The 12,150-nt window shown below is 64.6% G+C and carries 13 protein-coding genes (1 of these 13 only partly in view); 1 reads left to right on the top strand and 12 read right to left on the bottom strand.

The features are described 5' to 3' along the window. The 8 genes from msrQ to CRJ03_RS17565 form a co-directional block, all read right to left on the bottom strand. Window positions 1–236 carry the beginning of a protein-methionine-sulfoxide reductase heme-binding subunit MsrQ gene (msrQ, locus tag CRJ03_RS17600; RefSeq protein WP_104020170.1) on the bottom strand. It extends 367 nt beyond the left edge of the window, so the window shows 236 of its 603 coding nt (coding positions 1–236); the start codon lies at window positions 234–236; its stop codon lies beyond the left edge, outside the window. Further along, window positions 236–1,135, bottom strand: a complete 900-nt coding sequence (gene msrP / locus CRJ03_RS17595) for a protein-methionine-sulfoxide reductase catalytic subunit MsrP (protein WP_104020169.1) — start codon at window positions 1,133–1,135, stop codon at window positions 236–238. Before msrP ends, msrQ begins: the two co-directional genes overlap by 1 nt. Window positions 1,136–1,211: 76 nt before the next feature. Then, window positions 1,212–2,705 (bottom strand): FMN-binding glutamate synthase family protein, encoded by a 1,494-nt coding sequence (locus CRJ03_RS17590; RefSeq protein ID WP_104020168.1) that lies wholly within the window; start codon window positions 2,703–2,705, stop codon window positions 1,212–1,214. A gap of 182 nt (window positions 2,706–2,887) precedes the next feature. Then, complete coding sequence (gene ccoS / locus CRJ03_RS17585; protein WP_104020167.1) at window positions 2,888–3,046, bottom strand: cbb3-type cytochrome oxidase assembly protein CcoS; 159 nt, start codon at window positions 3,044–3,046, stop codon at window positions 2,888–2,890. Between the two features lie 3 nt (window positions 3,047–3,049). Beyond that, window positions 3,050–5,233, bottom strand: a complete 2,184-nt coding sequence (locus tag CRJ03_RS17580; protein ID WP_104020166.1) for a heavy metal translocating P-type ATPase — start codon at window positions 5,231–5,233, stop codon at window positions 3,050–3,052. A gap of 3 nt (window positions 5,234–5,236) precedes the next feature. Further along, window positions 5,237–5,701: a FixH family protein gene (locus CRJ03_RS17575; protein WP_104020165.1), complete on the bottom strand. Its 465-nt coding sequence runs from the start codon at window positions 5,699–5,701 to the stop codon at window positions 5,237–5,239. Beyond that, window positions 5,698–7,134 (bottom strand): cytochrome c oxidase accessory protein CcoG, encoded by a 1,437-nt coding sequence (gene ccoG / locus CRJ03_RS17570; protein WP_104020164.1) that lies wholly within the window; start codon window positions 7,132–7,134, stop codon window positions 5,698–5,700. Before ccoG ends, CRJ03_RS17575 begins: the two co-directional genes overlap by 4 nt. 95 nt (window positions 7,135–7,229) lie before the next feature. After that, entirely contained in the window at window positions 7,230–8,147 is a 918-nt protein-coding gene (locus CRJ03_RS17565) for a LysR family transcriptional regulator (RefSeq protein WP_104020163.1), read from the bottom strand. 103 nt (window positions 8,148–8,250) lie between these two features. Between CRJ03_RS17565 and CRJ03_RS19985 the strand changes: the two genes are divergently transcribed. After that, complete coding sequence (locus CRJ03_RS19985) at window positions 8,251–8,418, top strand: hypothetical protein (RefSeq protein ID WP_165375348.1); 168 nt, start codon at window positions 8,251–8,253, stop codon at window positions 8,416–8,418. 160 nt (window positions 8,419–8,578) lie between these two features. On the opposite strand, the gene ccoP is transcribed toward CRJ03_RS19985, so the two are convergent. From ccoP to ccoN, 4 genes are read right to left on the bottom strand one after another with little or no spacing between them, the layout of a single operon-like run. Continuing rightward, window positions 8,579–9,448: a cytochrome-c oxidase, cbb3-type subunit III gene (ccoP, locus tag CRJ03_RS17560; protein WP_104020162.1), complete on the bottom strand. Its 870-nt coding sequence runs from the start codon at window positions 9,446–9,448 to the stop codon at window positions 8,579–8,581. 3 nt (window positions 9,449–9,451) lie between these two features. Then, the gene (locus tag CRJ03_RS17555) at window positions 9,452–9,646 is read right to left on the bottom strand and encodes a cbb3-type cytochrome c oxidase subunit 3 (protein ID WP_104020161.1); all 195 of its coding nucleotides are present in this window, start codon (window positions 9,644–9,646) and stop codon (window positions 9,452–9,454) included. A 12-nt stretch (window positions 9,647–9,658) separates the two neighbouring features. Continuing rightward, a complete protein-coding gene (gene ccoO / locus CRJ03_RS17550; protein WP_104020160.1) occupies window positions 9,659–10,384 on the bottom strand; it encodes a cytochrome-c oxidase, cbb3-type subunit II in 726 nt (241 codons plus the stop codon). A 14-nt stretch (window positions 10,385–10,398) separates the two neighbouring features. Continuing rightward, on the bottom strand, window positions 10,399–12,003 hold the full coding sequence (gene ccoN / locus CRJ03_RS17545; protein ID WP_104020159.1) for a cytochrome-c oxidase, cbb3-type subunit I: 1,605 nt from the start codon (window positions 12,001–12,003) through the stop codon (window positions 10,399–10,401). Between the last annotated feature and the right edge of the window lie 147 nt (window positions 12,004–12,150).

The raw sequence follows: 12,150 nt of genomic DNA, 5'->3' as shown, positions 1-12,150 counted from the left end.
CGAAAGCGCATGAGATTGATGCCGAGATGCCGCCGCAGCGGCGTGATCGTAAGCGTGGCCACCAGCAACTGAAGCGCCACCAGGCCCAGTTCACGCTCCAGCGCCTTGATCGGCTCGGCACCGAGCCCGCCGGTCAGCCCGAGGTAGAAGAACCAAATCGCCGGCGCGGGACCGATGACCCACAGCGCCCAGATCGGAACGCGGCGCGCCGGGCCGTTGATCCGGTCAGCCCACATCAGAACTGCTTCTTGAGGTCCATGCCCTTGTAAAGGCTGGCCACCTCGTCGCCATAGCCGTTGAACATCGGCGTCGGGATGCGCGACGAGAACAGCCCGCCGCCGATTCGCCGCTCTGTGGCCTGGCTCCAGCGTGGGTGGTCCACCTCCGGGTTGACGTTGGAGTAGAAGCCGTATTCGCGCGGGTTGGCCTTGTTCCAGCTTGTCGGCGGCTCACTGTCGATCAGCGTGATGCGCACCACCGACTTGATCGACTTGAAGCCGTATTTCCAAGGCACGACAAGACGCAGCGGCGCGCCGTTCTGCTTTGGGATGTCGCGACCATATATGCCCGTCGCCATGATGGTGAGCGGATGCATCGCCTCATCGAGCCGCAGCCCCTCGACATAGGGCCAGTCGAGCACCGGGTAGGCCACGCCGGGCATCTCGTCCTCGCGCAGCACCGTCTCGAAGGCCACGTATTTCGCGCCTGACTGCACGCCCGCCATCGCCAGCAGGTCGGCGAGCTCGAACCCGTTCCACGGCACCACCATCGACCATGCCTCGACACAGCGGAAACGGTAGAGGCGCTCCTCCACCGTCATCTTCGCCATGATGTCCTCGAAGGCATAGTCGCCGGGGCGGTCCACCAACCCGTCGATACGCACGTTCCACGGCTCGATGGTCAGCCGGTGCGCATGGCGCGCCGGGTCGCCCTTGTCGGTGCCGAACTCATAGTAATTGTTGTAGGAGGTGATGTCCTCCCAGTCGTTGGGCTCGAGCGTCTCGGCGCGCGCGGCACCGCCGGCTCCGAGAAGACCAAGCCCCGCCGCCCCGGCGATCACGGCCCGTCGGTCGAGCCACACGGGCTCCGGGGTCACGTCACGCTCGCGCAGGTCATTCTTCCAGCGATAGGCCATTACGTCCTCCTTATCCGTTAAACGGCATATAGGGACAGACACGCGCCAAACCAGCCGCGGGTTTCACCGGTGGCGATCACGATGGCGCGTCCGGGCTGTAACTCGGGCGGATCTCGTTGAAGCGGATCGAGGTGCCGTTGGCCTGCACCAGCCGCACGTGCCGCCGCCGCATCTGCCGCGGTTCGGCCACGCCGACGGAATGGGCGATGGTCTCGACCTCGTTGATGATGGACTTGGCATAGTTTGCAACCTTGGCATACTTGTCCTCGACCACGAGGCCGCGCTGAAGATACGGATCGTGGGTGGTGATGCCGGTGGGGCAGGTGTTACGGTTGCACTTGAGCGCCTGGATGCAGCCGAGGCTGAACATGAAGCCGCGCGCCGAGGTCACGAAATCGGCCCCGGCGCAGAGCGCCCAGGCCACGTCGCCGGGATTGACCAGCTTGCCGCTGGCAATCATGCGGATTCGGTCCTTGAGACCGTAACGGTCGCGCAGATCCACCATGCGCGGCAGCGCGTCGCGCAGCGGCATGCCCACGAGGTCCATCAGCGGCATCGGTGCCGCCCCGGTGCCCCCCTCGCCGCCGTCTATGGTGATGAAATCCGGCGCGCACTCCGCCCCGCGCGCGGCCACCAGCTCGAAGAACGGCTCCCAGGCCTGCGACGAGCCGATCACCGTCTTGAAACCGACGGGCCGCCCGGTGACGCGGCGGATATGACCGATCATGTCGAGCAGGTCGCCGAAATCGTCGATCTCGACGAACCGGTTGGGCGAAATGCTGTCCTGCCCCTCGGCAATGCCGCGGATGCGCGCGATCTCGTAATTGACCTTGGCACCGGGCAGGATGCCGCCCTTGCCGGGTTTGGCGCCCTGCGCCAGCTTGATCTCGAACATCTTGATGCACGGGTTGTCAGAAACCTCGCGCAACCTGTCATCCGAGAGTTGCCCCCCGGCGTCGCGCACACCGTATTTCGCGGTGCCGATCTGGTAAACAAGGTCGCACCCGCCGGTCAGGTGATAGGGGCTGACCCCGCCCTCACCGGTATTGAGCCAGATGCCCGCCCGTGCCGCCCCCCGGCTCAGCGCCTCGACGGCGGGGCGCGAGATCGCGCCATAGCTCATGCCGGAGATGTTGAAGATCGACTTCGCCTTGTAGGGAATCGCCGCGCCCGGCCCGATCTCCATCGGTGCGGTGGTGGCAAACTGGTTGTCGAGCGGCGGGAACACCGCCGGAACGAATATGGGCGTGCCGGGCACGTGAAGATTGCGGGTCGAGCCAAAGGCGATGGTATTGCCCTTGTGCTTGGTCGCATGCGCCACCCAATCCCGTTGCGCACGGTTGAAGGGCATTTCCTCGCGGTCCATCGCAAAGAAATACTGACGAAAGAATTCGCCCAGCTTGGTGAACAGCCCCCGGAACCGCCCGATCACCGGGTAGTTCCGGCGAATCGCGTCGCCGGTCTGCATACGGTCTATAACGTAGAAGAGCAGCACCACCAGCGCCGCCGTCCCCAGAAGGAACACGAAGACGAGCGAGAGGACCTCGAGAATCTGTGTCACATACCCCATAACGATCTCCCCGGCCCGCCCGACTGGCTCGCCACGGTCCCCGGATGGCGGCCACGCGCCGGGGCTGACGAAATGCCTCACCGTTTAGTCCGGATCGGGCACGCTTGTCCACGTCGCCGCGCCGGTCAGCCTGCCGGACGGATGGTGCGCGGCGAGGCCGTCCGCGGCGCGATCCTCGGTGGTCAGGGCTTGGGGTGTTCGTCCCAGTCATCCGTCAGGATGCGCCGGGCATCGCCCTCGGGGTCGTCGTACTGGTTGGACCGCACCGTGTAGATGAAGAACACCAGCCCCAGACCGCCAAGGATCAGCGAAATCGGGATGAGATAGGCCAGCACGTTCATCGCTCACCTCAATCGCAGCGCGTTCAGCGACACGGTAATCGAACTCGCCGACATGGCCAAGGCCGCGATCAGTGGCGTGGCGAGTCCGGCCACCGCCAGCGGCACGGCGACGATGTTGTAAACCGTCGCAATCCTGAAGTTTTCGCGGATGCGCCGCGTGGCCGAGCGCGCCGTCACACAGGCCGCACCGATGGGCGACAGGTCATTGCCCAGCAGCACGATATCCGACGCGACCCGCGCGGCATCGAGCGCCGATGCGGGCGAGATCGAGACATGCGCGGCGGCGAGTGCAGCGGTGTCGTTGAGCCCGTCACCCACCATCAGCACATGCCCGCCCTCGCCGCCCAGCTCCTCGACGCGCGCCGCCTTGTCGGCGGGAAGCGCCTCGGCCGTCCATTCCTTGATCCCGAGCCGATCCGCGAGGGTCGCAACCGCCGGTTCGGTATCGCCCGACATCAGGATCACCCGTTTGCCATCGGCCACCAGCGCCGCGACCGCCTCTTGCGCACCGGGGCGCAGCGCGTCGGTGAATGGAAACGCCACCGGTCCGCCACCGCCCATATCGAGGAAACTCGCGGTTTGCGTCCGCGGCTTGGCCCCGGTCCAGCTTGCCCGCCCGAGCCGCACCTCGCGGCCCTCGTAGCGGCCCTTGGTGCCGTAGCCCGGCACCTCTGTCACGTCGCTCACCTTCGCCGCCGCGACACCTGCCTCGCGCGCGGCCTCGGCGATGGCGCGGGCCAGCGGGTGCGACGAGCCCTCGGCCAGCGCGCGCGCCACCGCCATCGCCTCCGGCGGGACCGTCCCCGGTGCCTCGAGTCGCGGGGTACCGGCGGTCAGCGTGCCGGTCTTGTCGAACACCACCGTGTCCACCTGTGCCAACCGCTCCAGCGCGGTTTCGTGCTTGATGAGCATGCCGCGCCGGAAAAGCCGCCCCGACGCCGCCGTCGTCACCGCCGGAACGGCAAGGCCCAGCGCGCAGGGACATGTGATGATAAGCACGGCTGCGGCAATGTTGAGCGCGGTGCGCAAATCCCACGTATAGAGATACCAGCCGAGGAAACTCAGGCCCGCCAGGATATGCACCCCGGGCGCATAGAGCTTGGCCGCGCGATCAGCGAGCGAGGTGTAGCGCGAGCGCCCCGATTCCGCGATCGCCACCAGGTCGGCCATGCGGTGCAGCGATGTCTCGGCCCCAACGGCGGTGGCACGGATGGTCAGCGGCCCGGTGAGGTTCACCTCTCCGGCGCTCACCGCCTGTCCCTCACCCGCGAAAACGGGCCGCGTCTCTCCGGTCAGGAGAGAGCGGTCGATCTCTGACGTGCCGCCGACGATCTCGCCATCCACCGGCATCCGCCCACCGGGGCGCACGAGGACCAGATCACCCGCCGCAAGCTCCGAGACGCTGACAACCTTTTCCTCGCCATCGTGCAACCGCGTCGCGCGTGGTACTTCGAGCGCGGTCAGCTCCTCGGCGGCAGAGCGCGCGATGGCACGGGTGCGATGATCGAGATAACGCCCGGCAAGCAGGAAGAAGGTGAGCGCGATGGCCGCGTCGAAATAGGCGTGCTCGCCGGAAAGCGATGTCTCCCACAGCGAGGTGATCACCGCCAGAACGATCGCCAGCGTGATCGGCACGTCCATGTTGAGCCGCCCCTGCCGCAGCGCAGCCCATGCATTGCGAAAGAATGGCATGCCCGAAAACGCGATAGCAGGCAGGGTGATCGCGGCGGATATCCAGTGAAACAGGTCGCGCGTCGCAGCATCGGCCCCGGACCAGACCGAGATCGACAGCAGCATGACGTTCATCGCGGCAAATCCCGCCACCGCCAGCCGCATCAAGAGATCACGACCCGCCTTGTCGGTTGCGGTGGCGTTGAGCGTACCGGCATCAAGCTCGTGCGCCTCGTAGCCCAGCCGCTCGACAAGGGCACGCATCTCATCCGCCGTCACACCGGGGGCGGCGTCGATGCTGGCCCGTTTGAGGGTGAGGTTGACCCGCGCCGAGCGCACCTGCGGGTGCGCGTCCAGCGCGCTCTCGATCTTCGAGATGCAGGCCGCGCAATGGATCGTCGGCAGCGACAGGGCGATCCGCGCGTCCGGCAGATCGCGCGCGGCCAGCGCCTCGGCCGCCGGGGCGGCGGCGCAGGCCGGACAGGCCGAAGGTGCAGGGCGCATCGTGGCGGTCATCCCCTAGCCCCGATCCATCAGAATCTCGCGGCGTTGCTGGAACAGTGTGCCGTCGGCGGAATAGGCTCTCAGCCGAAGGATCCACTTGCCTGCTCCCAGCATAACCGGTGCTTCGAAGGCCTGCCCGGTATAGGTGAGCCGGGCCGAGATATCCTCGTGATCCTCGGTTGCCCGGCCCACCGTCGCCTCGACGCTCGCGGGTCTTACGGGCTGCCCGCTCTCATCGGTGAACCGCAGCAACAAAAGCCCGCCCTGCGCCTCGGCGGCCAGTATCCAGCCCAGTGCCTCCTGCGCGGCCTTGCGCTCGTTGAAGGTCTGGCTGGCAATATAGCCGTTTCTCACCTCCAGCCCCGGAAAGGTGCGCACCGCCGAATAGGCCAGCACGAGATTGACCCCGATGATGACGCTGAAGGCCGCCACGAAGCCTATCAGCACGTGCCGCCCGGTGATCTGTCGTTCCGCCATCATTGCCCCCGTCCGTTGAAGACCGTGTCCTTGTAATCGCGCGTGCCGCTGCCGGTATCCTCGACCCAGATGCGGATATCGGTACTCTCGGCCTGTGCCGGGGCCGAATTCGGCGGCGCGGTGACGTAGACACGCTGAAGCTTCATCTCGTCGGGCGCCACCTCGACCGAAGTATAAGGCGTGCCCTCCAGCGTGATGAACAGCGTCGGATCGCCCTTCACGCTGAATTTGAAGCGCGTCGGCTCGTGCTTCATGTTGCGCAGGCGCACCTCGTAGATATTGCGGATTTCGCCATCCGACAGGGTGACATAGGTCGGGTTGCGCACCGGCGCCACCGTCAGGTCGATGTCGGAGCGGATGAACAACGCAAAGACAAGACCCAGCCCCACCAGCGACCAAAGCGCCGTATAGAGAATGGTGCGCGGGCGGAAAACGTGCTTCCAGATCGGTTTGGCCGGCTGGCCCGCGCGCTCGCGCTCCTCGTCGGTGAACGCCATGTAGTCGATTAGCCCGCGCGGCTTGCCAATCCTGGCCATCACGTCGTCGCAGGCGTCGATGCACAGCGCACAGGTGATGCATTCAAGCTGCTGGCCATCGCGAATGTCGATGCCCACGGGGCAGACGTTGACGCAGGCCATGCAGTCGATGCAGTCACCCTGCGCGGCCCCGGCCTTGACCTCTTCTGAATTCTTGCGCGGCTCGCCACGCCATTCGCGGTAGCCCACGGTCAGCGTGTCCTCGTCCATCATCGCGGCCTGAATGCGCGGCCAGGGGCAGGCATAGATGCATATCTGTTCGCGCGCGAAACCGCCGAAGAAAAAGGTCGTGCCGGTCAGAACGGCGATGGTGGTATAGGCGATGGGATGCGCGTCGAGCGTGAACAGGTCGACCAGGAGTGTTGGTGCATCCGTGAAATAAAACACCCACGCGCCCCCCGTCGCCACCGCGATCAAGGCCCACGTGATCCATTTGGTCACTCGCAGCCGCGCCTTACGGACATCCCATTTCTTCTGCCTGTGCAGGCGCAGCCGGGCATTGCGATCACCCTCGATCCAGCGTTCCACCAGGATAAACAGATCGGTCCACACGGTCTGCGGGCAGGCATAGCCGCACCACACCCGGCCAAGCGCCGAGGTGAACAGGAACAGCCCCAGGCCAGCCATCACCAGCAGGCCGGCAACGAAGTAGAATTCATGCGGCCAGATCTCGATCCAGAAGAAGAAGAACCGCCGCTCAGCCAGATCGAGCAGAACTGCCTGATCCGGAAGACTCGGCCCCCGATCCCAGCGAATCCACGGGGTGAGGTAATAGATGCCGAGGGTAACGGCCATGATCACCCATTTCAGGTTGCGGAACTTGCCGTACACCTTCCTGGGAAAGACCGGCTCACGCGCGGCATAGAGGGATTGGGGGGCATTGGGCTGGGAATCGGCCACGGAGACACTCCGATATCTTGCATCTGTTGATCGTCTTTTGACAGGATGCGGGGCCCGTAACTTTGACCTGCATCAATCCTGACTCCTGAATCGATCTATTTCGCTTGCGTCTTGCTCACGGACAACTCTTTGAGCGGCACCGTCTTTCGCGCCTGCCGCCGTAGCCACGTAACGAAAGCCTTTGCAGGCGGGCGCAGCACGCCGGGGCGCGTAACAACATGATAGCCCGCCTCCTCTTGATCCTCGAACAAAAGCCGCAGTCGACCGGATGTGATATCCTGACGCACCCATTCGCGCACCGTCACCGCCACGCCCTGCCCGTTGCGCAACCCGTCGAGCAACAGGTTGCCCGGCACCTGCACCAGCCCGGCGGCACGTTCCTTGACCACGCCCCGCCGACGCAGCCAGTCGCTCGCCTCGTTGGTGCCGAATTCCTGCAACCAAGGCAGATCGGCAAGGTCCGCGGGGCAGTCGATCCGCTTGTCTTCGACCAGGTGCGGCGCCGCCACCGCGACGATGGGCGAGCGAAACAGCAACTCCGCCTCCAGCCCCGGCCAGTGGCCTGTGCCATACCGCACGGCGATGTCGATGCCGCCCGGCTCCATCTCCACGAGCCGCGGCGTCGGGTCGATCATCAGGTCGATTTGCGGATGCGCCTGCCGGAACTCGCTGAGGCAGGGCATGAGCCAGTGCGCAGCAAAACTCGGCGTCGTCGATATCTGCAGCGGGCGCTCGGCATCAGCACCGGTCAGCGCCTCGACCGCACGGGCAATAGCCCCGAACCCGAGGTTCAGCGCATCAGCAAGGACGCGCCCCTCCGCCGTCAACCGTGACTGGCGCCCCGACCGGTCGACAAGCGCCACGCCCAGATGCGCCTCAAGCTGCCTGACCTGTTGGCTGACGGCGGCGTGGCTCACGTTTAGCCGCGCGCCGGCGGCGGCGGTGCTGCCGGTCTCGGCCAGGGCCGCGAAGGCACGCAAAGCGGTCAGCGAAGGAAGGGTATGCCAATCCATGATGTAAGCCTACCTTACGGATCGAAAATTTTCCAGAGTCGCGTGAGGAGCCACATTTCCCCATATTGAATGGCAGAACAGCAGCAGATGAAAGGACACGATCATGCTCGGAATTCTGGCAAATACTTTCAATATCGCCACTCGCACCGACACCGCGAACGGCGCGCGCCACCGCCATCAAAACCGGCCCCACCGGCCCTTGGCGGACCGCTCGGACCTGCGCGACAGTGCAGAGTTGGAGGCCCACCTCATCGCCCGTCGCAGGGTCTGAGCCACACATGACAAGGGCCCCGAAACGGGGCCCGAGGTTGGCAAGGCGTTTCTTCTGTCGGCGCTATCGGTGCCGGCCCTTCCTGGAAACGCGCGAACAGGACGGAAGGACCGGCACCTTACCCCGGGCCCAGGAACGGGCCCGGGGTATCTCTTTGCGCTTACTGGCCACCACCCAGTTGGTGGACATAGACGGCAACGGCGCGCGTCTCGGCCTCGCTGAGGTCGGCCCCGCCCATCGGCGGCATGATGCCAAAGCGCGCATTGGTCACGGTCTCGCGGATCGTGTCGTAATCCCCACCATAGAGCCAGATGGCGTCGACGAGGTTCGGGGCACCCTGGTAGATGTCGCCCCCGCCCGCGTCGCCGTGGCAGGCGGCACAGTTGTCGAGGAATATCTCCTCGCCTGCCGCAGCGGCCGTGGCGTCCTGCGGCGCGCCCGAGAGCGACATCACGTAATTCACCACCTGGTCGATCGATTCGCTGTCGAGGATGTCACCGAAGGCGGGCATCTGCGACCAGCGCGCATCCGGGTCCTCGTCGTTGCGGATACCGTGAGCGATGGTGTACCGAATATCGTCCAGCGTGCCACCCCAGAGCCAGGCATTGTCCAGCAGGTTGGGATAGCCGCCCGCCTTCACGCCCGCCGCGCCCGAGCCGTGGCATTGCGCGCACCAGGTGCGAAAGACCGCGGCCCCGGCAGAAACGGCGTAGCTGTTGAGTTCCTCGTCCGTCGGGATTTCTTCGAGTTCGACCGAGGCCAGCCGGGTATTGATCTCGGCATTGGCCTCTTTTGCGGCCTCGATCTCGGCGGCCACGTTGGCGCGGGTCGACCAGCCCTTGTAGCCCGCCGTCGCCTCGTTGATGAGCGGCCATGCGGGATAGGCGATCACGTACCAGATCCCCCAGATGATGGTGGCGTAGAACACCCAGACCCACCAGCGCGGAAGGGGATTGTTGTATTCCTTGATCCCGTCCCACTCGTGGCCGGTGGTATCCGGTTCCTGTTTATTGGTCGGTTTCTTGGCCATGTCTTACGCCTCCTTGGCGTCGGCATCGCGATCGGATGCCGGTTTGTCTTCGTGCCGGAAGGGGATGTTCGCCGGGTTCTCGTATTTCTTCGTGGCGCCGGGGCGGAACACCCAGATCACTACCCCGATGAAGAAGGCAAAGAGCACCAGCAACATCCAGCTATCGGCGAATTGGCGCAGCAGGGAATAGGTTTCCATCTTCTGTCCTCCTCAGCGGCTTGCAACGGGGGTGAAGGTCGAGAAATCGACCAGCGTGCCCAGCATCTGCAGGTACGCGATCAGCGCGTCGCTCTCCGAGATGCCGGGGCGGCCGTCGAAATTGCGCACCTGCGCCTTGGGGTAGCGCGCGAGCAGCCCCTCGGTATCGGCGTCCGGATCGGCCTGCGCCCGGAAGTCTGCCACCGCGTTCTCGATCATCTCGTCGGTATAGGGCACGCCCACGAGGCTGTGCGTCTCGAGCAGGTCGGCGACGTGTTTGCCGTCGATCAGCCGATCCTCAAGGAAGCCGTATTTCGGCATCACCGATTCGGGCACCACCGCTTGTGGATCGCGCAGGTGATCGACGTGCCATGCGTCCGAGTAGCGCCCGCCGACGCGCGCGAGGTCAGGCCCCGTGCGCTTGGAGCCCCACTGGAACGGGTGGTCGTATTTCGACTCCGCCGCGAGGCTGTAATGGCCGTAGCGTTCGACCTCGTCGCGCATCGGGCGCACCATCTGGCTGTGGCAGACGTAACAGCCCTCGCGGACGTAGATGTCGCGCCCGGCCAGTTCCAGCGGCGAGTAGGGGCGCATGCCCTCCACGTCCTCGATGGTGTTCTCGAGCCAGAACAGCGGGGCGATCTGCACGATCCCCCCGATGGTGACCACGAGGAAGGCAAAGATCGCCAGAAGCGTGACGTTCTTTTCCAGGATTGCGTGTTTGTCCAGAATTGCCATCTCTCCGGCCCTCCTTATTCAGCCGGGACTGTGTGGTTCGTGGCCGCGACGGCCGGCGAACGCTTCACAGTCATCCAGAGGTTGTAGCACATGATCACGGCACCGGTGACGTAGAGCACCCCGCCCAGACCGCGCACGATATACATCGGCAGTTTCGCGGCCACGGTGTCGGCGAAAGAGTTCACAAGGAAGCCGTTCGCATCCACCTCGCGCCACATCAGGCCCTCCATGATCCCCGTCACCCACATGGCGGCGGCGTAGAGAATGATGCCGATCGTGGCGAGCCAGAAGTGCCAGCTCACGAGGCTCAGGCTGTAAAGCCGCTCACGGTTCCACAGTTTTGGCACCAGGAAGTAGAGCGCACCGAAGGTGATCATGCCGTTCCAGCCAAGCGCACCCGAGTGCACGTGCCCGATCGTCCAGTCGGTATAGTGCGACAGCGAGTTGACCGCGCGGATGGACATCATCGGCCCCTCGAAGGTGGACATGCCGTAAAAACCGATGGAGATCACCATCATCCGGATGATCGGATCGGTGCGCAGCTTGTCCCACGCGCCCGAGAGCGTCATCAGGCCGTTGATCATCCCGCCCCAGGACGGCATCCACAGCACGATCGAGAACACCATGCCCAGCGTCGAGGCCCAGTCGGGCAGCGCCGTGTAGTGCAGGTGGTGCGGACCAGCCCAGATATAGATGAAGATAAGTGCCCAGAAGTGGATGATCGACAGCTTGTAGCTGAACACCGGGCGTTCTGCCTGTTTCGGGACGAAGTAGTACATCATCCCCAGGAACCCGGCGGTGAGAAAGAAGCCCACGGCGTTATGGCCGTACCACCACTGCACCATCGCGTCCTGCACACCCGAAAACACCTGGACCGATTTGGAGCCCCAGATCGAGACCGGGATCGACAGGTTGTTGACCACGTGCAGCATCGCCACCGTTATGATGAACGACAGGTAGAACCAGTTGGCCACGTAGATATGCGGCTCTTTTCTCTTGACGATCGTGCCGAGGAACACGGCGAGATAGGCAAGCCAGACGATGGTCAGCCACCAGTCAACGTACCATTCCGGCTCGGCGTATTCCTTGGATTGGGTGGCACCCAGCAGGTAGCCGGTGGCGGCCAGAACGATGACAATCTGATAGCCCCAGAACACGAACCACGCGAGGTTGCCGCCCCACAACCGCGCCGCCGAGGTGCGCTGCACCACGTAGAAAGACGTGGCAATGAGCGCGTTGCCGCCGAAGGCGAAGATCACGGCCGAAGTGTGCAGCGGACGCAGCCGCCCGAAATTGGCATAGCCCTGCGCCCACTCGAAATTGAGCTCCGGAAAGGCGAGCTGAAAGGCGATGAACGTGCCCGCGAGAAAGCCCACGACGCCCCAGAGGCAGGTGGCCACCACCCCGGCGCGCACCACGCCGTCCATGTATTCGCCGGACAGGTCGACTCGCACCTCCGGCTCGTCGGTGTGCTTGAGTACCCACAGAAACAGCCCGCCGGAGATCAGCGCCACGGTAAGCGCGTTGATCAGGTAGGCCAGATCACGCGCGTAATTGGCAGCGATCAACGCGAAGAGCGTTATCAGGCCAAGCGCAATCAGCTTGATGTAATTCGTCATGTTGCGTCCCTTCGTCTTCGACCGCGCGACTCGCCATGACCGGCGCACGCACGTTTAACTGTGCACTTAATGGGAGCACCCGAGTCAACAAACCTTGATCTGTGTCAAAACGGCACGCACCGGCGCTTGATCCGCGTCAATGCGTCC

The sequence above is a fragment of the Roseovarius nitratireducens genome (assembly GCF_002925845.1).
Taxonomy (GTDB): domain Bacteria; phylum Pseudomonadota; class Alphaproteobacteria; order Rhodobacterales; family Rhodobacteraceae; genus Roseovarius; species Roseovarius nitratireducens.
Note: the sequence above shows the minus strand (reverse complement) of the source record. Positions and strands in the feature narration are given on the sequence as shown.

Bases quoted from the DNA above. Each gene is read 5' to 3' on its own strand.
- ccoS (WP_104020167.1), bottom strand. From the start codon at position 3,046: ATGAACGTGCTGGCCTATCTCATCCCGATTTCGCTGATCCTTGGCGGT.
- CRJ03_RS17575 (WP_104020165.1), bottom strand. From the start codon at position 5,701: ATGATGGCGGAACGACAGATCACCGGGCGGCACGTGCTGATAGGCTTC.
- CRJ03_RS17565 (WP_104020163.1), bottom strand. From the start codon at position 8,147: ATGGATTGGCATACCCTTCCTTCGCTGACCGCTTTGCGTGCCTTCGCG.
- ccoO (WP_104020160.1), bottom strand. From the start codon at position 10,384: ATGGCAATTCTGGACAAACACGCAATCCTGGAAAAGAACGTCACGCTT.
- CRJ03_RS17555 (WP_104020161.1), bottom strand. From the start codon at position 9,646: ATGGAAACCTATTCCCTGCTGCGCCAATTCGCCGATAGCTGGATGTTG.
- ccoP (WP_104020162.1), bottom strand. From the start codon at position 9,448: ATGGCCAAGAAACCGACCAATAAACAGGAACCGGATACCACCGGCCAC.
- ccoN (WP_104020159.1), bottom strand. From the start codon at position 12,003: ATGACGAATTACATCAAGCTGATTGCGCTTGGCCTGATAACGCTCTTC.
- CRJ03_RS17580 (WP_104020166.1), bottom strand. From the start codon at position 5,233: ATGACCGCCACGATGCGCCCTGCACCTTCGGCCTGTCCGGCCTGCGCC.
- msrP (WP_104020169.1), bottom strand. From the start codon at position 1,135: ATGGCCTATCGCTGGAAGAATGACCTGCGCGAGCGTGACGTGACCCCG.
- CRJ03_RS17590 (WP_104020168.1), bottom strand. From the start codon at position 2,705: ATGGGGTATGTGACACAGATTCTCGAGGTCCTCTCGCTCGTCTTCGTG.
- CRJ03_RS19985 (WP_165375348.1), top strand. From the start codon at position 8,251: ATGCTCGGAATTCTGGCAAATACTTTCAATATCGCCACTCGCACCGAC.